This is a genomic window from Treponema sp. UBA785 (assembly GCF_002297065.1).
GTDB lineage: Bacteria > Spirochaetota > Spirochaetia > Treponematales > Treponemataceae > Treponema_D.
Genome location: NZ_DBJD01000041.1, coordinates 15,498 through 38,901, shown reverse-complemented (window position 1 = coordinate 38,901; position 23,404 = coordinate 15,498). Strand labels below are relative to the sequence as shown.

At 39.2% G+C, this 23,404-nt stretch carries 26 protein-coding genes; 8 read left to right on the top strand and 18 right to left on the bottom strand.

All coding sequences use genetic code 11. The features are described from left to right. Positions 1-179 precede the first annotated feature (179 nt). The 15 genes from hslU to mraZ all read right to left on the bottom strand — a co-directional run bounded on the left by hslU (position 180) and on the right by mraZ (position 16,102). A complete protein-coding gene (gene hslU / locus B2X33_RS03330) occupies positions 180-1,589 on the bottom strand; it encodes an ATP-dependent protease ATPase subunit HslU (protein WP_296667638.1) in 1,410 nt (469 codons plus the stop codon). 57 nt (positions 1,590-1,646) lie between these two features. Continuing rightward, positions 1,647-2,189, bottom strand: coding sequence for an ATP-dependent protease subunit HslV (gene hslV, locus B2X33_RS03325; RefSeq protein WP_296020076.1), 543 nt, complete (start codon positions 2,187-2,189; stop codon positions 1,647-1,649). 79 nt (positions 2,190-2,268) lie between these two features. Next, positions 2,269-3,186 carry a tyrosine-type recombinase/integrase gene (locus tag B2X33_RS03320; RefSeq protein ID WP_296667635.1) on the bottom strand — a complete coding sequence of 306 codons (918 nt, stop codon included), beginning with the start codon at positions 3,184-3,186 and terminating at the stop codon, positions 2,269-2,271. 11 nt (positions 3,187-3,197) lie between these two features. After that, the gene (gene topA / locus B2X33_RS03315) at positions 3,198-5,330 is read right to left on the bottom strand and encodes a type I DNA topoisomerase (protein WP_296667633.1); all 2,133 of its coding nucleotides are present in this window, start codon (positions 5,328-5,330) and stop codon (positions 3,198-3,200) included. Between the two features lie 14 nt (positions 5,331-5,344). After that, positions 5,345-6,373 (bottom strand): DNA-processing protein DprA, encoded by a 1,029-nt coding sequence (gene dprA / locus B2X33_RS03310; protein ID WP_296020084.1) that lies wholly within the window; start codon positions 6,371-6,373, stop codon positions 5,345-5,347. Continuing rightward, on the bottom strand, positions 6,363-7,127 hold the full coding sequence (locus tag B2X33_RS03305) for a tetratricopeptide repeat protein (RefSeq protein WP_296020087.1): 765 nt from the start codon (positions 7,125-7,127) through the stop codon (positions 6,363-6,365). The genes dprA and B2X33_RS03305 overlap by 11 nt, the downstream gene beginning before the upstream one ends. Before the next feature lie 4 nt (positions 7,128-7,131). Continuing rightward, positions 7,132-8,037, bottom strand: coding sequence for a tyrosine recombinase (locus tag B2X33_RS03300; protein ID WP_296020090.1), 906 nt, complete (start codon positions 8,035-8,037; stop codon positions 7,132-7,134). 3 nt (positions 8,038-8,040) lie between these two features. Further along, positions 8,041-9,417 (bottom strand): cell division protein FtsZ, encoded by a 1,377-nt coding sequence (gene ftsZ / locus B2X33_RS03295; RefSeq protein ID WP_296667630.1) that lies wholly within the window; start codon positions 9,415-9,417, stop codon positions 8,041-8,043. Positions 9,418-9,543: 126 nt separating this feature from the next. Then, positions 9,544-10,794, bottom strand: coding sequence for a cell division protein FtsA (gene ftsA / locus B2X33_RS03290; protein WP_296020095.1), 1,251 nt, complete (start codon positions 10,792-10,794; stop codon positions 9,544-9,546). Positions 10,795-10,816: 22 nt separating this feature from the next. Next, the gene (locus B2X33_RS03285) at positions 10,817-11,638 is read right to left on the bottom strand and encodes a cell division protein FtsQ/DivIB (protein WP_296667628.1); all 822 of its coding nucleotides are present in this window, start codon (positions 11,636-11,638) and stop codon (positions 10,817-10,819) included. Next, positions 11,635-12,801, bottom strand: coding sequence for an FtsW/RodA/SpoVE family cell cycle protein (locus tag B2X33_RS03280; RefSeq protein ID WP_296020101.1), 1,167 nt, complete (start codon positions 12,799-12,801; stop codon positions 11,635-11,637). The genes B2X33_RS03285 and B2X33_RS03280 overlap by 4 nt, the downstream gene beginning before the upstream one ends. Beyond that, positions 12,794-14,263, bottom strand: coding sequence for a UDP-N-acetylmuramoyl-tripeptide--D-alanyl-D-alanine ligase (locus B2X33_RS03275; protein ID WP_296667626.1), 1,470 nt, complete (start codon positions 14,261-14,263; stop codon positions 12,794-12,796). The genes B2X33_RS03280 and B2X33_RS03275 overlap by 8 nt, the downstream gene beginning before the upstream one ends. An 18-nt stretch (positions 14,264-14,281) precedes the next feature. Beyond that, positions 14,282-14,575, bottom strand: coding sequence for a cell division protein FtsL (gene ftsL, locus B2X33_RS03270; protein ID WP_296020105.1), 294 nt, complete (start codon positions 14,573-14,575; stop codon positions 14,282-14,284). Then, entirely contained in the window at positions 14,575-15,567 is a 993-nt protein-coding gene (gene rsmH / locus B2X33_RS03265; protein ID WP_296667624.1) for a 16S rRNA (cytosine(1402)-N(4))-methyltransferase RsmH, read from the bottom strand. The genes ftsL and rsmH overlap by 1 nt, the downstream gene beginning before the upstream one ends. A 79-nt stretch (positions 15,568-15,646) precedes the next feature. After that, positions 15,647-16,102, bottom strand: coding sequence for a division/cell wall cluster transcriptional repressor MraZ (gene mraZ, locus B2X33_RS03260; protein ID WP_296667622.1), 456 nt, complete (start codon positions 16,100-16,102; stop codon positions 15,647-15,649). A 157-nt stretch (positions 16,103-16,259) separates the two neighbouring features. Between mraZ and B2X33_RS03255 the strand changes: the two genes are divergently transcribed. After that, entirely contained in the window at positions 16,260-17,009 is a 750-nt protein-coding gene (locus B2X33_RS03255; protein ID WP_296667620.1) for a DUF8091 domain-containing protein, read from the top strand. A 212-nt stretch (positions 17,010-17,221) separates the two neighbouring features. On the opposite strand, the gene B2X33_RS03250 is transcribed toward B2X33_RS03255, so the two are convergent. Continuing rightward, positions 17,222-17,935 (bottom strand): flagellar filament outer layer protein FlaA, encoded by a 714-nt coding sequence (locus B2X33_RS03250; protein ID WP_296020115.1) that lies wholly within the window; start codon positions 17,933-17,935, stop codon positions 17,222-17,224. Beyond that, positions 17,935-18,696: a flagellar filament outer layer protein FlaA gene (locus B2X33_RS03245; protein WP_296020117.1), complete on the bottom strand. Its 762-nt coding sequence runs from the start codon at positions 18,694-18,696 to the stop codon at positions 17,935-17,937. Before B2X33_RS03245 ends, B2X33_RS03250 begins: the two co-directional genes overlap by 1 nt. Before the next feature lie 251 nt (positions 18,697-18,947). Here B2X33_RS03245 and B2X33_RS03240 point away from each other — a divergent pair, with 251 nt between their 5' ends. Further along, complete coding sequence (locus B2X33_RS03240) at positions 18,948-19,946, top strand: class II fructose-bisphosphate aldolase (protein WP_296020120.1); 999 nt, start codon at positions 18,948-18,950, stop codon at positions 19,944-19,946. Between the two features lie 195 nt (positions 19,947-20,141). Here B2X33_RS03240 and B2X33_RS03235 read toward each other — a convergent pair whose 3' ends face one another. Beyond that, complete coding sequence (locus B2X33_RS03235; protein ID WP_296667618.1) at positions 20,142-20,762, bottom strand: hypothetical protein; 621 nt, start codon at positions 20,760-20,762, stop codon at positions 20,142-20,144. A 167-nt stretch (positions 20,763-20,929) separates the two neighbouring features. Between B2X33_RS03235 and infC the strand changes: the two genes are divergently transcribed. The 6 genes from infC to B2X33_RS03205 are packed head-to-tail and all read left to right on the top strand — an operon-like array spanning position 20,930 to position 23,399. After that, positions 20,930-21,457, top strand: a complete 528-nt coding sequence (gene infC / locus B2X33_RS03230; protein WP_288584162.1) for a translation initiation factor IF-3 — start codon at positions 20,930-20,932, stop codon at positions 21,455-21,457. Positions 21,458-21,476: 19 nt separating this feature from the next. Further along, positions 21,477-21,677, top strand: coding sequence for a 50S ribosomal protein L35 (gene rpmI / locus B2X33_RS03225; protein ID WP_078930221.1), 201 nt, complete (start codon positions 21,477-21,479; stop codon positions 21,675-21,677). 24 nt (positions 21,678-21,701) lie between these two features. Then, entirely contained in the window at positions 21,702-22,061 is a 360-nt protein-coding gene (rplT, locus tag B2X33_RS03220) for a 50S ribosomal protein L20 (protein ID WP_078930220.1), read from the top strand. 18 nt (positions 22,062-22,079) lie between these two features. Then, positions 22,080-22,583 (top strand): cell division protein ZapB, encoded by a 504-nt coding sequence (zapB, locus tag B2X33_RS03215; RefSeq protein WP_296667615.1) that lies wholly within the window; start codon positions 22,080-22,082, stop codon positions 22,581-22,583. 20 nt (positions 22,584-22,603) lie between these two features. Continuing rightward, positions 22,604-22,903, top strand: a complete 300-nt coding sequence (locus B2X33_RS03210) for a cell division protein ZapA (protein WP_296020130.1) — start codon at positions 22,604-22,606, stop codon at positions 22,901-22,903. 10 nt (positions 22,904-22,913) lie between these two features. After that, complete coding sequence (locus B2X33_RS03205; protein WP_296667613.1) at positions 22,914-23,399, top strand: DUF188 domain-containing protein; 486 nt, start codon at positions 22,914-22,916, stop codon at positions 23,397-23,399. Positions 23,400-23,404: the final 5 nt, after the last annotated feature.

Sequence of the window (23,404 nt, the reverse complement as noted above, 5' to 3'; positions counted from 1 at the left end):
GCAAGCAACCGCCAACGGCTCCGCCGCCCCTACTATCCCTGCCATGTAAGTGGCGGGCCGTGCGCGTAAGCGCACAGTATAATCAACGAGTTTTGCGCCAGCAAAAGTCGCAGCGTGCTTGCACGCAATATCCCTGCCATGTAAGTGGCAGGCCGTGCGCCAGCAAATTCAATTTTTTTTTACAGAATGTAGCGCGACAAATCAACATCCGTAACAACGCCACGGAGCTTTTCATCAACAAATTTTGCATCAATTGTAAGAGTTTCTCCAGAATGTTCGTCTGCAGAAAAACTTGCATCTTCCAGAACTTTTTCCATAATCGTATGCAAACGGCGTGCGCCAATATTTTCGCTTCGGCTGTTTACATCTTCTGCAAGGAAACTCATTCTGTCGATTGCATCGTCGCTAAATTCAATTTTTAAGCCTTCTGTTTCCAAAAGCGCAGTATACTGTTTTGTAAGAGCATTTTTTGGTTCAAGCAAAATGCGCTTAAATTCATTCTTTGTAAGGCTTTCAAGTTCAACGCGAAGAGGAAAACGTCCCTGCAATTCAGGAATCAAATCGCTTGGTGCGCTCATGCTAAAGGCTCCTGCGGCAACAAACAAAATATGAGTTGTATCTACAACGCCCCATTTTGTATTCACTTTTGAGCCTTCAACAATCGGAAGAATGTCTCTCTGAACGCCTTCGCGGCTTACCTGTCCAGAAGAATTCTGATTTTTTGCCGCGATTTTGTCGATTTCATCAATAAACACAATTCCGCTCTGTTCCACACGCTGCTTTGCAATATCAGCAACTTTGTCAGGATCAATCATTGAATCCAATGTTTCTGCCTGTAAAATCTTGCGCGCTTCGCGAACAGTAACCATTTTTTTCTTCAAATTCCGGCCTGTCAAAATATTCTGCAAATCCTGCATTCCGCTTTGCAAATCATCAAGGCTTCCACCGGCAATAATTTCCATGCTCGGTCCGCGTGGCTGCCTTCTTATTGTAACTTCAACTTCGCGGTCTTCGAGTTTGCCCTCACGAAGCATCTGGCGGAATTTTTCGCGGGTCGAATTCTGAGACGATTCTGTTTTTTCATCAGAAATCTGCTCCGGCAAAACAAACGCATTTTCCGGCATCTGCATAGATTCGGAATCCTTTGGCGTTTTCTGTTTTTTTTCTGTTCCGGGCAGCAAAAGGTCAAGAATCTTTTCTTCAACTTTCGGAAGGCTTGATTCTTTCATCTGCTCTTCCATTTCTGCCTTTACGTTATTAAAACCAACTGCCATAAGGTCACGAATCATTGATTCAACATCGCGTCCAACATAGCCAACTTCTGTGTATTTTGTCGCTTCAACCTTTATAAAAGGCGCATTTACGAGTTTTGCAAGCCGACGTGCAATCTCTGTTTTTCCAGAACCTGTAGGTCCAATCATAAGAATATTTTTTGGCGCAACTTCGTCCCGAATATCTTCAGAAAGATGAATCCGGCGCAAACGGTTACGCAAAGCAACAGCAACCGCCCTTTTTGCTTTTTCCTGGCCAATTATGTACTGGTCGAGTTTTTCTACTATCTGTTTAGGTGTAAGTCCTTCAATAGCCATAGTTTTTTTTCCTTTTTTATTTTGCAATAACGTTTAAATGTAAGTTTGCAGTTTTTTCTATTCAAGAACTTCTGCTGTCACGTTATGGTTCGTGTAAATACAAATATTTCCTGCAATACCCAATGATTTTTCCGCAATTTCTTTTGCACTGTAATTGCTGCATTCCAAATAGGCAAGAGCCGCAGAATAAGCGTAATTCCCGCCAGAACCGATTGCAAGAACATCATTTTCCGGTTCAATTACGTTTCCATCGCCGCTTATCAAAAGAATTTTTGACTTATCCGCAACAATCAGCATTGCTTCGAGTTTCTGCAAAGAACGTTCTGTACGCCACATTTTTGCAAGCTCAACAGCAGAACGGGTCAAATCACCGTTAAACTCTTTTATTTTTTCTTCAAATTTATCAAGCAAAGTAAAAGCGTCTGCCACGCTTCCGGCAAAACCTGTCAAAATTTTCCCATTGTAAATTTTTCGAACTTTACGCGCATTGCCTTTGCAAACCGTGTTTCCAAGAGTAACCTGTCCGTCTCCGGCCATAGCAACTTTACCGTCTTTTTTTACAGCAATAACTGTCGTACTTCTAATTTTAGCCTTTTCCATATTTTAAATATATTCAAAAAAAAATAATCGGGCAAGAAAAAAAACAAAAAAGAAAATTATCGGTAAATTGTCAATTCTTTTAAATTTTGTTTCCGCCGTGAGGGTGCGCTTTATTGTACATTGCAATCATTTTGTCTGTAGAAACGTGAGTATATCGTTGAGTTGTACTTATCGAAGAATGGCCAAGCATTTCCTGAACAAGCCGGACATCTGCTCCCTGGGTTATGAGGGCAGTGGCAAAAGTATGCCTGAACGCGTGAGGATTTACATGACGGTTTGTCCCCTCCGCTCCCGAATATTTAGAAAGAATAAAACCGACACCTCCACGCCCCAGAGGTTCTCCCTTTTGGCTTACAAACAGAAAATCTTTCGGATTTCTAATCTTTAAATCTGTAAACCGCGAATTTCTTTCTGCAAGATAAGTTTTTATTGCGTTTTGAGCGTCTTTTTCAAAATAAACAATTCGGTCTTTTTTTCCCTTTCCTCTTACAACTGCACTCGAAAAACCGTACGAAAAATCTGAAATTTTTAAGCCGACAACTTCAGAAAGACGGCAGCCGCTTGAATACATCACCTCAAAAAGGGCTTTGTCGCGGCTTTTCCATAAAAGAGGCTTTTTATCCGGTTCGGAGCAAATTTTATCAACTTCTGCGCCTGTCAAAAAATTCGGCAAGTTTTTTGACGTTTTTACGGTTTTTATTTCAAGCGCAGGATTCGTTTTTAAATATCCGAATTTCCAGCAATAAGCGAAAAGGCTTCTAAATGATGAAATAAATCTATTTATGGAAGTGTTTTTTCTATGTTTTAAAGACATATTTCCAACACAAAGCCTCAAGTCTTCGGTTGTTACAGTTTCTATCTGCCGTTCAAAACCAATGCTCTGCATCAGGCAAAGCTGTTCAAGGTCATTTTTATATGCCGTCACAGTATTTTGCGACATTCCCTTTACAGAACCAATATAAAGCAAAAATTCTTCGCAAGCCTCTTTTATTGTCAAAAAAACTTACCTCAATCTTCAGAAGGAATCGCCGGCATTTCTTCTTCTCCGGCAGAGTGCAGATAATCACAATCTGGATTTATGCACGATTTGTAAGTTCCATTCTTTTTGTCAAATTTTTCAACCAAAAACCAGCCGCACTTAGGACAGGTTGCGTCGATAGGTTTAAAATGACTGATAAATGAACATTTTGGATAATTTGTACATCCGTAGAAAGACTTTCCTCTTCCCTTTGATTTTCGTTCAACAATGTCGCCGTTACAGCCTTTTATCGGACATTTTGCAAGAGGAATAGACTTTGTGTTGTGGCATTCTGGAAATCCTGAGCAAGCAAGAAAAAAGCCAAATCTGCCGAGCTTTTTCACCATCGGCTTGCCGCATTTTTCGCAGACCAAATCAGTCTTTTCGTCCAAAAATCCCTTTATGCTTTCTGTATTATGCTCAACTTCTTCAACACGTTTTTTAAAAGGACCATAAAAATCGCGAATCATATCGTTCCATACGACCTTGTCTTGTTCAACCGCATCGAGTTCGTTTTCAACTTCCGCTGTAAATTTTTCGTTTATAACGTCAGGAAATGATTCTACAAGAATTTTCGAAATCATTTTTCCGAGAACCGTCGGCATAAGCTGTCTGTTATTTCTTGTTACGTAATAACGATCGAGCAAAACAGAAATAATCGGCGCATATGTAGAAGGACGTCCAATTCCTTTTTCTTCAAGCATTTTTACGATTGAAGCATCCGTATAGCGTGCGGGGCCAGAAGTAAAGTGCTGTTCAGGATAGAACTTATGAGCACTATCCAAAACTTCGCCTTCTTTTAAAGCCGGAATGTTTCCTGTAACTTCTTCCTTTGAAGAAAGAACTTTCATTACGCTGTAAAAACCTTTTTCAATGAGTTTTGAAGCGCTTACGCGGAAAAGAGCATCTCCAGCTTCAATATCAACACTTGTTGTACGTGTTTTTGCATTGTTCATCTGGCTTGAAAAAAATCTTTCCCAAATAATTGAATAAAGTCTCAATTGGTCGCGGGTAAGATATTCCTTTACGCTGTCTGGAGTGTAATCAATATAAGTCGGGCGAATACATTCATGCGCATCCTGGGCGCTTTTTCCAACTGCATAATGAATCGGCTCGGCAGGAAGCTGGTCAGGAAAATTTTTGCCAATCCATTTGCGGACATCATCGAGCGCGCTCTGTGCAATTCTGACAGAATCTGTACGCATATAAGTAATAAGACCGACACGGCTGCTTCCAATCTGAATTCCTTCGTAAAGCTGCTGTGCAACCTGCATGGTCTTTCTTGAAGTAAAACCTAGCCTGTTTGCGGCATCCTGCTGAAGTTTACTCGTCGTATACGGCGCTTTTGGGCGAACTGTTTTGTCTGTGTTTTTTATTTCCTTTACTTTACATTCGGAATTTTTTATTTCTTCTATGATTTTATTGACTTCAGCTTCGTTTTTTAATTCAGGCTTTGCCCCCTTATATTTTACGAGCTGAGCCGTAAACTGGGTTTTACCTTTTATAAAATCCGCTTCCAAAGTCCAATATTCTTCAGGAATAAAATCTTCCACTTCTTTTTCACGTTCGCAAATAAGGCGCAATGCAACCGACTGAACTCGGCCTGCAGAAAGACCGTTTTTTACTTTTTCCCACAAAAGCGGACTCAAATTGTAGCCTACAAGACGGTCAAGAACACGGCGAGCTTTTTGCGCGTTTACAAGGCTTTCGTAAATACCGCGAGGATTTTTTACCGCTTCGCGAATTGCATTTGGAGTAATTTCATTAAAAACAACGCGCTTTATGTCCGCAGATGTTTTTTCTTTGATTGCGTTGTTCAAATGCCAGGCAATCGCTTCTCCTTCGCGGTCAGGATCGGATGCCAGAAATACCTGGCTGCTGTTTTTTGCATCTTTCTGCAATTCATTCAAAAGCTTTGCACGTCCGCGGACTGTTATATATTCAGGTTCAAAATTATTATCAATTTGGATTGCCATCCGGCTTTTCGGGAGATCGATAAGATGACCCATGCTCGCTTTTACCGTATAGCCTGGCCCAAGATATTTTTCAATTGTTTTTGCTTTCGCAGGAGACTCTACAATTACCAGAGTTTTTTCCGCACTCTCTTTTTTCTTAGCTGCCATTTTTTACTCCAAATTCAATCAATAAACAAATTTAACTGCTCTTCATCCTTTTTTAAGGTTATTCCGCAGAAATCTTCATTTTTTAACGCATAGTATTCTGCGTAGCTTTTTACAACAGGCGCCCCTTCAGAAACGTATCTTTCCGGAGAATTCAAGCTTTTTGCATAAGCCTTTTTTTGTCCGTTTTTTTCTCTTAAAGCCATTGCCGAAAGTTTTTGAGCATTTATTACGTCCAAAGCTTTTGATTCCTGATTAAAACACGCTTCGTGAAAAAACACATATCTGTTGTAATCAAGCGCAAGTCCTGCCGTAATCATAGCCCCGCTTCCAGCAGGCGCCTGAACAACCACAGTTGCCGGACTCAAAGCGGCAATAATTCTGTTGCGTTGCACAAAACGAAAAGGCTGGGCAGGAGTTCCAGGCGTATATTCGCTCAAAATCAATCCACCGTTTTCAACAATTTGAACGGCAATTTTTGAGTGCCCTGCAGGAATAATCGAATCAATTCCACCTGGCAAAACAGCCGCGGTTTTTGCAGATTTTCCAGCCAATGCTCCTCTATGACTTGCAATATCAATTCCATAAGCAAGACCAGAAACTACAGTTTCGCCATTATCTGACGCATCTCTTGCAAACTCAAAAGCTGCGTTTTTTCCTGTAAAAGTCGCTCTTCGAGTCCCTACAATCGAAACACAATTCGCCTTCAAGCAATCCAAATTTCCACGATAAAAAATAACATAAGGTGAATCTTTCATTTCTGTCAGCAATACGGGATAATCCGAATCTCCGAAAAAGGTCCATCTTATGCCAAATTTTTGCATAAGAAAATTTGCAATTTGCGCTTTTTTTAGAACTTTTTTTCCATCCCAAGAAGTCTTTATTAAATCCCTGTTTATAATAGAAGAAAGTTCTTTATTTGACATTAACGCAATGTCATTAAAACTGTCAAGTTTTTTTTGCAAAAGAGTCTTTTCTTTGAGCGTTAAAAAAGAGGCCTCGGAAAGCATCAGCCTCTTTATGATTTCGTTTTCGCTAATTTGCATAGGAAGCATCAAGTGCAATTTTTTTATTTGCTTCTGCGCTATTTTTTTTCTGCTCAGATTTTGTTACAGAAATTATCTTATCATAAAGCGAAACAGCTTTGTCGTACTGACCTTCAACATAATATGCTCTGGCAAGAACAAACATAATGTCTGTGTTTTTTGTTTCAACACTAAGCGCAGTTTCAAGATAAGGAATTGCTTTTTCGCACTGATCAAGTTCAAATACATAGAGAACGCCAAGACCGTAAAGTGAACGGACATAACGCGGTTCTAGCTCAATCGCCCTTAAATATGCGCTTTCTGCAAGTTTTAAATAATTGAACTTTTCGGCAGAAGTTCCGCCACCCGCATTAAAATCCAGGGAAGCTTTTGCCATATAACCGGCGCAAACCCCGACATAATAAAAAAGATTTTGATTTGCAGGATAATATTGAATTGCAGTTTGAAAAGTTTTTAAGGCTTCCCCGTACATTTTTGCATCAAGATAACGTGTTGCAAGCATTTTGTACCAAATTCCAATTTGAGAATTTGCAAGCTGAATATCGGTTACACGGTCTTGATATTTTTTTATAGCGTCTTTTAATTCAGCCTCGGTCGTAGGAGAACCAACATTTTCCTCCATTTTTTGAAGACGAATTATTGTCTTGCTTGATTTTCCAGAACAGCCGCAAAAAAGGAATACGGCTAAAAAAAAGGCAAAAATTGAATTCCTTAAATTTTTTTGTGAAGATTTTTTTAGGACAATTTTTATCATTTTCTTAATCCTCCTGCTCTTCCGTTCTATGTCCCGGAAAAAACTTTTTATGAGCTTCTCTCAATTGAGAATTTTCAATATGCGTGTAAATCGTAGTCGTTGCAAGATCCGAATGACCAAGCAATTCCTGCACAGAACGCAAATCCATTCCGCCGGCGAGCAAATGGGTTGCAAAACTATGGCGCAAAGTATGAACTTTTGCATTTATCCCGCTTTTTGCTTCGTAAATTTGAAAATTCTTCCAAATTCCTTTTCTGCTCAAAGGCTTACCTTGATAATTTACAAAAACTTCATCAATTACTCTAGTACCGACCAGTTGCGGCCGAATATCATTTAAATATGCTTCAAGGCGGATTTTTGCAGCTTCTCCAAACGGCACCATCCGCTCTTTATCACCTTTTCCATGGACAATCAAAATCCTCTCTTTAAGATGAAGATTCTGTATTTTTAGTCCGGCCGCTTCGCTAATCCGAAGTCCGCAACTGTAAATAAGCTCAAACAAGGCTCTGTCGCGAATCCCCAGCGGTTTAGAAAGGTCAATTGCATTCAAAAAAGCATCAACCTGCTCAACACTCAAAACTTTTGGCAGAGAACGGCTCGCTTTTGGTCTGTCCAAAGGAAGGGCAAAATTCTCTTTCCAATAGTTTTTTCTTTTTAAAAAAGAACCAAAAAGCCGGAGCGCCGAAATATCTTTCGCAATTGTAAGTTCGTCTGTTCCCTCAGTTTTTCTCCAGACAAGATAATAAACCAAATTTTTTGTGGTTACAGAAGAAAGCTTTATTTTTTCTTTTGCCAGCCACCTAAAAAAAAGAACAACACATTCCGCGTAAGTTTTTGCTGTATTTTCGCTAAGCCGTTCAACAGTCCTTACATCAGTATAAAACTGTTGAACAAGCATTTTTACCGTCATTTTTTATTTTTTTGAAAGATCAATGAGCTTTGAATATTTTTTTCTCAAATATGTAGGCTGATTTATATCGTTTATATCAAAATTCGGCGGAGGAACAAGGCCAGGCTGCATGCGGTTAGAAACATTTTCCCTTCTTTCTTCAAGAGTATTTGCCGGTTTTGCGCCGCCTGCGATTTTTGAAGCGGTGCTCTGTTCAACCACAGGAATTTCTTTTTTCTTTTCGGAAAATGTCGAAACATCTTCAAAAGAACCGCCGTTCAAAACGTTTATAAAATCGCCAAGACCGATTGTGTTTTTGTCGTTTTTTTGTTTTGCCGATGTCTGCACATTCTCTTCGACCGCAGATTCTTCCTGTTTTTCTTCAAGAACTTCAGGAGAATTAAAACCAGTAGCAACGACAGTCACGCTGATTTTATCGCCAAGTTCTGGTTCAGTATAAAGCCCCCACAAAACCTTTACATCTTTTGACGCGCTAGCCGTAATTCCTTTTACAATTTCATCACATTCATCAATACCAACGCTTTCATCGCCGCTGATTTTTACAAGAACATTTTTTGCTCCGTCAATGTGAGTATCAGAAAGAAGCTTATTGTTGATTGCCATAGAAGCAGCATCGACAGCACGGTTTTCGCCTTCCGCAACGCCAATTCCAAGAATAGCATCGCCCTGACCTTTCATTACGGTATTTACATCGTTAAAGTCGCGGTTTACAACGCCAGTTTTTGTAATTATGTCAGAAATTCCCTGTACACCTTGACGCAAAATATCATCAATAATTTTAAATCCCTGCAAAACTGAAGGCTTTTTTTCTGGTCCTTCAAAAACGCGCTGGTTTGGAATCACAATTAAAGAATCAACTTCTGTTCGGAGTTTTTTTATGCCTTCTTCTGCAAGCTCGCGTCGTGCTTCACCTTCAAAATCAAAAGGAGTCGTGACTACAGCGACAGTAAGAATTCCAAGTTCTTTTGCGAGTTTTGCAACGACAGGGGCAGAGCCAGTTCCAGTTCCACCGCCCATTCCTGCCGTAATAAAAACCATATTTGTTCCCTGCAGAAGCTTTTTTAGATTTTCAGATTCCTCTTTTGCGGCTTCTTCTCCAATCTCTGGATGCATTCCAGCTCCAAGTCCTCCGGTAATTTTTTTACCGATTTGAATTTTATAGTCGGCCTTGGAAACAGCAAGATGCTGCAAATCTGTATTGAGCGCAATAAATTCAACCCCCTGAATTCCGGCATCAATCATATTATTTACGGCATTTCCGCCACAGCCACCGCAACCGATAACCTTTATTTTTGTAGGATTTACAGGTTCGATTGTTTTTACTGAAAAATCAGGTTCTGTTTTTTCCGATTTTTCCTCGTTTACGGCTAGAATATTCATTTTGTCCTCCCGCCCATATTTTTTAGCAAATCCCCATCTGCTTTTTATAAACTCCAGTTTTTAGATGTTTTTCCAGAACAAATATCGAGTTTTATCAAAACATTCTAAAAATTGACTTTTGACCTTCTAAAAAAACTTTTTGAAAAATTTCTGGATAAGTCCAATTTCATCAGAATGTTTTTCGTTCTGTCCTTTTTTACTTTTTTTGTTCGGACTGTCTGATCCGCAAAATCCTTCAAAATAACCGTTTACAAGTCCAACAGCTGTTGCAAAATCCGGTCTTCTATATTCTTCACGAATTCCACCAAAATCTCCAGGAACTCCGATTCTAACGGCAGTTGTGCCAAAAACGCTTTCAGCAAGCTGGACAACTCCAGGCATAAGCGCCCCGCCACCCGTCAAAATAATATTTCCAGACAACTGCAAATTTGCCCGGTCAATTATCTCATCTCGAATCATTGTAAAAATTTCCTGCATTCGAGGTTCAATAATTTCGCAAATTTCTGAACGAGCACAAACTTCCGGCGGACGGCCGCCAGCACCAGGAATTATAACTTCCCTTTCACCTTCCATTGCATCGAGCCAGCAGCATCCGTCTTCAATTTTAATTTTTTCAGCATTTGCGGCAGAAACTCCTTTTACGACAGCAATGTCGTTCGTAACAAGGTTGCCGCCGACAGGAATCGAAACAGTACAGACGGGAGCATCTTTATTTATGACGATTGCGTCCGTAGTTCCTCCGCCCAAATCAATTATAATTGACCCCAAATCCCTTTCTTCAGGATCCATTACAGCGTGCATGGAAGCCAAAGTTTTCAACATAATATTATCAATTGAATAACCTGCGCGTTCAATACATTGAGTTATATTTGCAATTGCAGTTTTTGAAGTGGTGATTATTAAAACTTCCGCTTCAAGCCTGACAGCAAGATTTCCAAGCGGCTCTTTGCAAGGCAGGTTTCCATCAATAATAAAATTCTGAGGAATTACATGAAGCATTTTTCTGTCATAAGGAATATTTATTGAATTTGAAGCGTCAATAACATTCTTAATGTCCTGTTTTGTAATTTCCCGTGCGCCTTTTCCGTGAGAAGCGATCGGCAAAAATCCAGTTGAATTCTGACTTTCAACTTGCTGACCGCCAATTGCAGTCACACAAGAATAAACTTCATATCCAGCCTTTTGCTCCGCTTCTTCAATACAATTTTTTATACATTCCATTGCACTTTCACGGTTTACGATTATGCCGTTTCGTAGGCCAGCAGATGCTTTTTGAGCCGTACCGATAATTTCTATTTTGTTGTCTTCCGTAATTTCTCCAATTACAGTGCGCACATTGCTTGTACCAAGATCAAGACCAACTATAATATTGCCCAAAATATGCTCCTAAAAACAACCGTTACTTTGAAGAACGGGAATGATAAGAAATTGAACCGTAGCGCAAATCGATTACATCAACATCGCGATCCAAACCAGTCACAACGTCAAGAGTCACCATCATTTTTTGCAGCGTATCTTCGTCCAAAATACGATCTGCAAGAACCCGAAGGTGAGCTTTTAACGGAATCAAAACAAGTTCAAAATTGCCGTATTCGCGAGGAACAACATGAATTTCAGAAACTGCCGCAAAATATTTTTTGTTTACAGACTGAATTTTTGCAATCTGATCAATAAGCAAATGATATTTTGAAGGAAGCCTCATTCCCTCAGGAATATTTTCTACAGGAACTCCAGAAATAATCGGAATTGAACCGTCAACAGGAAGCTCGGCAGATTTTACAGGAAATAGTACTCCGTTTTTGTCGATTTGAACAGGCACAGTTCTGTCATTTTTATTCACAAAAGTAACTGCAACCGGCTCTCTTTCCTTTATTTTTATAAAAATTCTGTCAGGAAACCGCCGCTCAATTTCAACATCTTCGACTCCCGGAATACTTGCAATTATCGACTGAACCTGAACCTTATTGAACCGGATAAAATTCCTGTTGAGTTTTTCGCCGCAGGCATTTACAAGCTCCTGGCGAGTGCAATTATTCAAGCCGTAAAAATTTATCTTTACATTATTTAGGCACGGAAAAACAAAAATATAAACAAGCGCTTCCACAAAAAGCAAAACAAGAAGAATTGCAAACACAACCTTCAAAACCTTGCCCTTCGTGTCTTTTTTCTTATGATTCTGAACCTTAAAATCCTCAAAAGAGGTTATCATTATCTCACTCATCTTATCCCTTCTCCGTCAAAATTTTCAATTTCATTTTCTTCTTCAATTCTCGACGCATTTAGGATAAAACCGCACATTGCAAGTGTAAAAATAATTGAAGAACCGCCAGAACTAAAAAACGGCAACGGAATTCCTGTGGAAGGCAAAACTCCGCCAGCTACGCCAATATTCACAAGAGACTGCAAGACAATCATCATTCCAAAGCCAAACGAAGAAATCGCAGCAAAATAATTTCCGCAGTGCAAGCTTATTTTTACAACCCTATAAGCAAAGGCCGAAAGAATTGCAATATAAACCGCAACGCCAAAAAGCCCCATGGCTTCCGCCCAGCCTGCAAAAATATAGTCGGACTGAATTTCTGGAACTCCGCCCAATTTCGTCAAGCCAGTTCCAATTCCTTGTCCAAAAAGTCCGCCGTCAATAATTGCGCGTTTTGCGCCGTTTACCTGCCAGTTAAGCGTCTGCTCGTAACTGTCCGGCGCTAAAAAACCAACGATTCTGTTTACGCGATACGGCTCAAGAAGAATAAAAAGCGCAAAAAAAGGAATTGCAAGTCCTGCAAGAGGAATAAACATCTTTAATTTGACACCCGAAACAAAAAAAAGCAAAAGTCCTGAGCCAATTATAAAAATTCCTGTACTAAAATCTTGCTGAGCAAAAACAATTCCACCAAAAACTACAAGCCCAATAACAGCCGGAAAATCCGACCTTTCTTCTTCGAGGGAATTGCGTTGCTTGTCAAAAAGATTGGCCAAATACAAAACCATCGAAAATTTTATAGCTTCGGAAGGCTGAAAAGTTGAAAAATACGGAATTTTTATCCATCGGCGCGCACCGTTTCTTTCAACTCCAATTCCCGGTATAAAAGTCAAGACACAAAGAAAAAGAGAACCCAAAACAATAAAAGGCAGTATTTTGCGGAGTTTTTTTATATCAATCACTCCAAAAAAAATCATAAAAAGAAGCCCGATAAACGAACTTATAAGTTGCCTTTGAGTAGAATGAAACGGATTTTGATGAAAACGCATGCCGTAAGTCATAGAACAAAAATAAAGCGTTACAATTCCAATTCCCCACAATAAAACAACGAGAATTAAAAAATGAAAGTCGCTTTTTCTATAAGTTGAACTTGGTTTTTCGGCAAAAAAATTAAAATTATGCATTTTCAGTCCCACCACCGTTTAAAAGCGGAACAAGACGTTCCAATGCAATTCCATGACTTGCCTTCAGAAGAATAAAATCGCCTTCAACTGCAAAATTTTTTATTATTTCAGCAATTTTCCTGATTGAATCTTCATCGCTGTGTTCAAAATATTCAAGGCGAAGATTTTCTGCCCTCTGTCCGCAACTTTTTGCACATTCAAACCCGCTGAGCATGTCTTTTCCCACAAAAACGATCATATCCGCTCCGCCTCTTACAGCTTCAAGACCGGCTTTTTTGTGAGCTTCGCACGACTCCTGCCCAAGTTCAAGCATAGACCCGAGAACAAAAATCTTTTTTCCACTAAATTTTATGCTGCCAGCAAATTCCAAAGCTTTTTCCATAGAATCTGGATTTGCGTTGTAACAGTCTTCAAGAATTTTATATTTTCCCTTTAAAATACGGCTTCTGCCATTTAAAGGCTTTACTTTTTCAATTCCATTTTTAATCTGCCGGCTGGAAAGTCCAAGAGCGTGGCCAATTTCAACTGCGGCAAGCGCATTTAAATAATTGTAGCTTCCAGGAATTGCAAGATGAACAGTTTCGCCGTCCAGCTTAAAACTCGTTCCGTCAATTCCATCATCGCTCAAAAATTCAATTCCATTGTTTTTTACATTTTTTCCATAAAAAACAATTTTTCCTTTTACACCTTCTGCTAAAAAATCAGAAAAATCATCGTTTTCGGGAATTACGGCGATTCCATCTTCCTTTAAGAAATTAAAAATCTTCTTTTTTTCTTCCGCAATTTTCTGGCGGCTTCCAAGTTTTCCAATATGAGCCGTTCCAATATTCGTAATTGCACAAAATTGAGGCTTAAAAATTTCGGCAAGCTCACCGATTTCGCCCTCACGGTTCATTCCCATTTCGAGAAGCGCAACCTGATTTTCGCTCCGAATTTCAAAACAACTCAAAGGAAGGCCAGTTTCGCTATTCAAATTTCCTTTATTGCAGACAACATCGTATTTTTCGCTCAAAACAGATGCTATAATCTCTTTAGTTGTAGTTTTTCCGCTGGAACCTGTTACAGACACGCGAATCAAGTCCGGGAATTTCTCAACATAGCGTTCGGCAGTTTTTTGAAGCGCATAAAGGGTATTTTCAACAAGAATGAATGCAGTTTTCGGGTTATTTTCTGCCAGTTTTTTTAATTCTTCAGAAGATTTTTCAAAAGCACAGCGTGCAACAAAAACAACCGATGCGCCTTTTTCCAAAGCTTGAGGAATATATTTGTGTCCGTCCTGAAACTCTCCAATTAGAGGCACGAAAAGTGAATAAGGAACAACATTGCGGCTGTCAGTCACAACGGATTTAAAAGAAAAAAGAGAAGAATCAAAATTGCCGACAACGCTTCCTCGAACAACTTCAAGAAGCTCATTCAACGTCAAAAGAGATGTATTTGTATTTTCAGCAGCAAGATTCTTCATTTTATGTTACCCTAAATTTTAATTTTCCCCTTTAATCTCAACACGAACAATATCTTCGGTGTTGGCTTTCCGCATTCCAAGCTCTTCTTCGGCAATTTTTTCAATTCTTTCAGAACTCGAAAGCACGCTTATATCAGAAATCAATTTTCTGTTCTGTTCAACAAGCTCAACCTGTTTTTTTTCCAGTGTTTTTATCTCTGCGCTCAGTTTTTTATAGCGATAAGACTGAAACGCCTGAAAAACCAGCAAAACAGGAATCAAAAAAGTTGCAAGGCAGGCAAAAAAATATGATTTAAAAAATTTTCTTTTCATCACATAGCCTCCTCTTCGATTGCCATAAAATGCCGGGCGCTCGCATCATGGATTTTCCGCACAACACGAAGTTTTGCGCTTCTGCTTGGGGAATTCATCTTTACTTCCTGGGCAGTCGGCTCAACAGGCTTTCTGGTCAAAATTTCAGCGCAGGCAGTACCACCGCAAGTGCAGGCAGCCTGTTCCGGAGGACAAACACACTGTTTTCCTAAATTTCTAAAATAATTTTTTACAATGCGGTCTTCCAGAGAATGAAAAGTAATCACGCCCATTTTTCCACCGTCTTTCAAAACATTGAACGCACTGTGCAAAGCTTTTGGCAGACGACGCAATTCACTGTTTACAGCAATTCGCAAAGCCTGAAAAGTTCTTGTAGCTGGATGAATCTGACCGTAACGATAGTTTGCAGGAACCGCATTCCAAATGATTTCCGCAAGAGCTTTTGAAGAAGTGATTTTTCCACCCATTCTCGCTTCAACAATCGCCTTTGCAATTTTTCGGCTCATTTTTTCGTCGCTGTATAAATAAATCATATTTGCCAGTTCATCTTCTTTCCAGGAATTTACAATGTCACCTGCACTTTCCCCTTCAGAAGCATTAAGCCTCATATCCAAAGGTTCATCATGCCGAAAAGAAAATCCCCTCCCGCTTTTTTCGTAATGATAAACACTTATGCCCAAATCAAAGAGTATTAAATTCGGTCTTTCGCCAGACATATCATAATTCTCATAAAAATCATTAAACCAGCCGTTAAAAAACTTCATTCTTTCGCCAAACAAAGCAAGTCTTTCTCGTGCTCTGGCCTGAATATTTTTATCAGCATCAAGTCCAATAATATGAAGCCCTGGAAATTTGGAAAGAAAAGCAAAAGAATGTCCGCCTTCTCCCAGAGTTGAGTCAATCATCAAAGCATTTTTCTCAAAAAGCTCTCCAACAGGACTTAAATAATCCAAGCATTCCTGCAAAAGAACCGGAGTATGAACAATTTCCAACTTAAAAACTCCCGCAAACTTAAAGGAAAAACTGCACAGAAAAAAAACGTCCGGCACACAGCAGTTTTTTCAATAAAATTTATAAATTTATAGCACTAAGAGCTTCTGCCGCATCTTTTAAATCCTGCTCATTTTCTTCAAGATAAGATTTATAAGATTCACTGTCCCAAAGCTCCATATACCTGTTAATTCCAAGAATTATGCAATCTTTAGACAGTCCTGCATACTCGCGCAAGCTCTGCGGGATAGAAAGCCGTCCAGCTTTATCAAGTTCAACTTCTTGAGCTGGAGCAATAAGACTACGAAGAACAAGACGATTTTGCTTGCTGAAAGGAGATGCCGTTTCCATAATCTTAGAAGAAAGCGTCTTCCATTCTTCCAGCGTATAAAGCCATAAACAGCGGTCAAACGACTGCGTAACGATGAGGACATTTTTATCTGATTCACCGAACAACTCATTTCTAAGTTTTGCCGGAAAGAGAATTCTCCCTTTTTCGTCCAGCGTGTTCCGGTACTCACCAGTCAGAAGCTCCATTTTTTACCACTTTATTCCACTTTTTCCCACTTAAAATACATTTTAACCAATAAAATCATAAAGTCAACCACTTTTTTAGCCGACAAAATGAATATTTTAATGTTTAGAACAAAAAAAATTGAGCAACAAAAACAAATAAACAAAAGCAACAAAAAAAATGACAGTCATAAACACATACAATGAAAATTCCCTACATCGTACGCTAAAAAACATCTACGCGCTTGAGTTCAGCGGAAAAACCGAACAAAAATCCGGACGTTTTATCTGCGACATAATCACTCAAAACGACGAGATAATCGAGATCCAAACTTCAAATATTTCTGCTCTAAAACGAAAAATCGAATATTTTCTAAACAAAAATAAAAAAATAAAAATCGTTCATCCGCTAATCGAAGAAAAAATCATAAAAACTTTTTCTCCAGACGCAACCCTTCTTTCAAAAAGAAAAAGCCCGGCAAAACAAACCGTCTACACCGCGCTCCGCTCTCTTACAGGAATTTACACATTTTTAGGAAATAAAAATCTTTCTATAGAGTTTTTAAATGTAAAAATTACAGAAATCCGCCGTCAAACAGAACAAAACGTCCAAAACAAAACAAAAAGCCGCCGGCATCTAAAAAACTATCTTGTAACCGACAAAATTCTTGAAACAATCAATTCAAAACAAATTTTCCACACAAAAGAAGACTGGAAAAACCTGCTTCCACAGTCGCTTCCAGATTTTTTTACGCCGCCAGAACTACAGCAAGCCCTTTTAAAAAAAAATTGGCCTCAGAATTTTTCAAAAACAAACATCAAATCATGCGTAAAATGCTACACGCTCTTAATCTGGCTTCTGGAAAAAATGCATCTCATAAAAAAAACAGATAAAAAGAAGGGAAAAAGCTGGATTTATAAAATCAATTAGGGCGTGCCGTTTTTTTTTACAAAAAAAAACGTCGGGTCAAACGTGGCTACAGCGCCTTCGCGCTTTCGGTGCTCTGCACCCGCATCGCGGCCACTAATGCCCCTCACGCAAAAAAAAATGGGACTATTCAAAAAGCCAATCCATCGCAATTCATAACAAATCACTTAGAATAAAACTTTTAGAACGGTCCCTTTTTTAAGAAAGTCTATCGACTACCAGTCATCCATAATATCATCTTCATCACGGTTTTCAACGTCATAAAGATCAGTTACAGCATTCAATGCATCAAAATAAATATAGTACTGACCGCGAGCAAGAGCTGGATCACAGTCAATTCTAAATCCAAGAATACGAAGTCCTGGTCTAATTCCATCGTAAGCACTCTGCTGGATAATTCCATGCTCTCCATCCGGAGTTGGAGGAATTGCAACCGTCATCTTTCTCCAGCCAGAAAATGCAAGATTTCCCATATAAAGTTCAAAGTTGTTTCCAAAATAATCCTGAACTAAAAGATAAAGACTATGTCCAATATTGCGTCCTGCTACCCAAACAGAAACAGTCTTCGTAACACCTTCAATCGGAATTGGACGAGCAGAACGGATAAAGAAAGAATTTATACCGCGTCTAAAAAATTCAACCTTAACGCCCAAAACCTTTGAATCTTCTGCATTCTCATCACCTTTTACAGGTTCTTTCATTGCTGGCGAACCGTCAAAAAGCCGGCTAGAAATCACGCCAAAATCTGGAGAAATCGAAGCATTCCAAGAGCCTTCAACTTCAAATTTATCTACAGAAATTTCACGGAGAGCCTGTTTTGCAGAATCTGCGCCGATAATTGTTGGATCAGGATCTGAAAGGCTAGAACTCTGTGCAAAAGCAATACTTGCCGCCGCCAATGTAAAAATTACAGAAATTAACTTTTTCATTATTTTGCATCCTCACTGCTTGAGCTTGATGACGAATCACCAAAATCAATATCTTTAAGCTCATATCCATCAAAAATATTGCTCAAAGTATTTGTCGTATATTTAAGCTGATCGAAGAAGATATTAAAATCATCTACAAATTCATCTGGATCAGTACGTACTCTAAAACCAACAAACATCATTGTATCAGGACCGCTACGAAGCCTTGAGTGCTGACGGATAGAAGTAGGAACTGTTACAATAACATTTTTCCAGCCGTTAAATGCAAGATTTCCGGCAGGAAGAGTATGAACGCGGCCATCAGAGTCACGAACAAGAATGTCGATGTAATAAAGATAGTTTGCGCCCCAAACCCAGAAATCTATCTGTGTGCAAGTTCCAACAAAAGGAATTTCATAAGGTTTTCCGTCAACTTCAGGGTAAACTTCAAACCAGTTTTCTCCCTTGCGTGCAAATTTAGTCTTTACACCGAGAACTTTAGGCTCGGCATTTTTATCTCTATTTAAAACTTTAAGAGAATTTGGCTGTCCAGGCACAAAATCTTTTTTCGGAAAACCTTCCTCAATGAAACGGCTTGCCTGAACACCCCAAGTCCACAACTCAGTACCAGCCATATTCTGGTATGCATTTTTTTCACCTTTATTGTCAAAATCATCAACAATAAAAGTTTCAACCGCCCTGCTGCTTGGCTGTGCAAATACCGGAGCACAGAATCCAAAAAGAAGAGCAAGACTAGTTAAAGCAACAACGCTTTTTTTCATCTAAAAACTCCTTCATGCGTATTACTTGATAATACGGCAATTTAATTATCGGCATTATTTTCTAAAATAATTATATAACATTCCAAATTATATTTTTCTCTTTGTCCTTTGTCAAACTCTTTTAGCATCATTATTTTCTAAAAACCAAAAACTTTACACGAATCTGCACATTTTCTTCTTAACTTGATTTTTCGTTTCTGACGCTGCATAATAACAGCAAGAGAACAACACCAATGGAGGCGTAGAATTTTATGGTAAATTACAAAGATTTAGGACTCGTAAACACCCGCGATATTTTCGCGAAGGCAATAAAAGGCGAATATGCAATCCCTGCCTATAACTTCAATAACATGGAACAGATGCAGGCAATTATCCAGGCCTGTGTAGAAACAAAATCTCCTGTAATTCTTCAGGTTTCAAAAGGCGCCCGCCAGTATGCAGACAAATTCATCCTCAGAAATTTAGCTCGCGGCGCAGTTGAATATGCTCATGAGCTTGGCTGCGATATTCCGATCGTCCTTCACCTTGACCACGGTCCTAGCTTTGAAGTAGCAAAAGACTGTATCGACAACGGTTTTTCTTCAGTTATGATCGACGGCTCTTCGCTTCCATACGAAGAAAACATTGCGCTCACAAAGCAGGTCGTTGACTACGCACATAAATTCGACGTTACCGTAGAAGCAGAGCTCGGCGTTCTTGCCGGAGTTGAAGACGAAGTAAGCGCGGCAGAAAGCCACTACACAAAACCGGAAGAAGTCGTAGACTTTACCCGCAAAACAGGCTGCGATTCCCTCGCAATCTCGATTGGAACTTCTCACGGCCGCTGCAAATTTACTCCGGAACAGTGCACCCGCAACGCCGACGGAATTTTAATTCCACCGCCGCTTGCCTTCGACGTTCTCGCGGAAATCGAAAAACAGCTTCCAGGATTTCCTATCGTACTGCACGGCTCATCTTCCGTGCCAATCCAGTATGTAAAAATGATTGAACAGTACGGCGGAAAAATTCCTGATTCAGTCGGAATTCCAGAAGAGCAGCTCAGGAAAGCGGCAAAATCCGCCGTTTGCAAAATCAACATCGACTCAGACGGACGCCTTGCAATGACAGCCATCATCCGCAAAGTTCTTGCAGAAAACCCGGGCGAATTTGACCCTAGAAAATACCTTGGGCCGGCCCGCGACGAGCTCAAAAAAATGTACATGCACAAAAACATCGACGTTTTAGGCTCAGCAGGACACGCGCTCGACTAGGATTTGCCACTTCTTAATAAAAAAAGGCTGTTCAAAGCAAATGCCAATTTTTTACAGGCACTGCTTTTTACAGCCTTTTTGTTTTTTTCAGGCGCAAATTTTACCGTCCAGCGTTTCTCCGTGGTTCGGTAACCCTCAGTCCTTCGGACCGGCCTTGCCGCCACTGCGGAACGGAGCGCATCTTTCTAAAAAAAACTATTTTTTCACCTTAAAACAAAATCTAAAAAGACACAAAACTGCAAAAACACCACAGGCAGAACCCCGGATCCACCAGTCAAAATCAAAATAATAAAGAGTCAAAACAAGCGAAGCAAAAACGGATTCGGCCAAAATAAAAAAAACGTTAAGCACACATTTTGCAGACTTGTTTTTTAAATTCAAATAAAAAGCCTTGACATCAGTCTCGAGCGCAAAAACTTCAAAAAGGAACATCACCGGCAAAACAAAAAGCATAAAGAACGAAAGTTCCGCATTTTTTGTAAAAAGCCAAAATGGAACATAAACGCACAAAAAAGGAAGAAAAAAATACAAAAAGCCGTCAATTCGTACCCGCCATTCATCATTCGACCACAAAATAAAAAAAACAAAAAAAAGCGACGGAATAAAAAAGCTAAAAATCCACTGCAATAAAAAGAAAAACGCGGCATCAGTTCCCTGATACTCCGGAACAAAAATACAAAATTCAAAAATTGCACAAAGAGCACAACCGCTCAAAGCGCCAAAAAGCACAATTAAAAAACGGCTTTTTAAGTATTCAAAACCTAATTTCTTATAATCAGAACACGCTTTAAAAAAAGTTACTATTGGAAACAACAAAAAAGAAAACAAATACATAGATGCAATAAAAAATATCAGCAAAGTTCTATTTTTTCAATACAGCAGATACAAAAACAGAGAAAAAACAACTAGACAAAGAATCTCAGAATTTGATATTATGTAAAGACTTATTGATACAAGTGTTTTGTAAAACACTAGGAGGAACGTTGGCAGACATTAAAGGTTTAAGAATCAATGAACAGATTCGTGTTCGTGAAGTTCGTTTGATTGATGGTGAAGGTGAAAAGAGTGAAGTAAAAATTATTTCAACTCGCGACGCACTGGAATTAGCAAAAGAGAGAAATCTCGACCTTGTTGAAGTGTCCCCTAACGCAAATCCGCCGGTTTGCAAGATTCTTAACTTTGGTAAGTATCGGTACGAGCAGGAAAAAAGACTCCGTGATTCCCGCAAGAACCAAAAAGCCCTTAAGAATAAGGAAATCCGCATGCAGCCAAAAATCGGCGCAGGCGACCTTGACACTAAGGCAAAACATATTCAGGAATTCCTTGATGATGGTAACAAAGTAAAAGTAACGATTCGTTTCCGCGGACGTGAACTTGCCCACACAGAACTTGGATTTGATGTCCTGAAAGAAGTAGAAAAAAGACTTCGTGAAGGTTCATACGCAATTGAAAAGGCGCCAGCAATGGAAGGCCGTTTCATGTCGATGACCTTAAATTCGAAAGTCAAGTAAAGGAATGAGGTAAAGTAAAATGCCTAAGATGAAGACAAAGAAAGCCTCAGCTAAGAGATTCTCTCTTACTGGAACTGGCAAAGTAAAGTACAAGAAAATGAATCTTCGTCATATTTTGACTAAGAAATCACCAAAACGCAAAATGCACCTTCGTGGCGCTGGAATTCTTTCTGAAGATTCAGCAGCAAGAATCCGCAAACAGCAGCTTCCATACGGCTAATACCGTTAATTAAAGGAGAATAAAATGTCTAGAGCAATAGATGGAACAAAACGCAATAACCGCCGTTCAAAGATTCTTAAACTTGCAAGCGGATTTACTGGACGCCGCGGAACAAACTACAAAGCAGCAAAAGACGCTGTTGTAAAGGCTCTTCGCCACGCTTATGTTGACCGCCGAGACCGCAAAGGCGATTTCCGCCAGTTGTGGATTGCACGTATCAATGCAGCTGTTCGTGATGAAGGTCTTTCTTACTCACGCTTTATTGATGGGCTTAACAAAGCAGGTGTAACATTGAACCGAAAGGCTCTTTCAAACATGGCTATTGAAGACCCAGCAGCATTCAAAGCTGTTGTTGAAGTTGCAAAAAAAGCGCTCAGCAAATAATTTTACGGAGACGTAAAAATGATTTCACTCGATCAAGTCATTCTTCTTGAAGAAAAAGTAGAAAATGCTGTTGCGAAAATCGTACAGCTTAATGCAGAAAATGCTGCTTTGCGTAGAAAATGCGCAGAGCTCACAAACGCACTTTCAGCAAAAACGGAGCAATTTTCTAGTTTTCAGACAGATCAAGGCAAGATCGAGGAAGGAATTTTAAAGGCGCTTGAACGTTTAAATGCTGTAGAAAATGCAGTTCATACGGCAACAGCAGACGTTCAAGCGTCTGTACAAAAACAACCGCAAATACTAGTTCAGCAAGCAGACAAAACTACAGAACAAACTTCAATTCAAAATTCTTTCGAACAAAAAAATACAGAAAACAGTTCAATTCAAGATAAAGCAGTTCAGCACTCGTTTGATACAGCAATTCCAGTTCAGAACCAGCAGACAGAACAAGAAAATTCAGTTAAGAACGAAGAATCTTCTGAAAAAACAGAGACAATTCAGCCGTCATTTGATATTTTTTAATAAACCAAAAAGGCAGTTTAATGGGAACATTGAAAATAGAGCTTTTAGGAACATCTTTTTCAATAAAAGCAAGTGAAGATGATAACTATCTTAAAAAGTTGCTTGGCTATTATAAAAATATCGTAAACGAAATTCAAAAAAGTGGAATGTTAAAATCTGAACTCCATATTTCAATTCTCGCAGGAATAATGCTCTGCGACGAACTCTACAAAGAAAAATCAAAAAGTTCAGTTTCTCAAAAAACTTCGCTCAGCAACGAAAAAGCAGAAAAACTGACTTCCGAAATGATAAAAAAACTTGATCAGGTTTTAAAAGCATAGGTGCAAAAAAATGTATTCATTTTTCATCTGGATAGATGCCGATTCCTGCCCTCTTCCTGTAAAAAATTATGTAATCGACATAGCAAAAGCAAAAAACTTAAATGTTAATTTTGTCGCAAACCATGAAATTTCCCATCCAAAGAACAACCCTCTTTTTAAAATGATTGTCTGCGAAAAAAAAGAAGGTGCCGCCGATAATTTTATTTTTGAAAATGCAAAAAACAACGACATCGTAATTACAAGGGACATTCCATTTGCAGCACGGCTTGTAGAAAAAAAAATCTTCGTAATGAATGATCGCGGAACAGCTTTTACAAAAGACAATATACACGAACGCTTGAGTGAAAGAAATTTCAACCTCAACCTTGCACAGCTTGGGCTTTCAGAAAAAAATGCAAGCCGCTACGGAATTAGAGAATTAAAAAAATTTGCAGACTGTTTTGAGCGAAAAACAAGCCAGCTTATCGTAAACGAAAATTTTTCAAAAAAGAACTAAAAAAA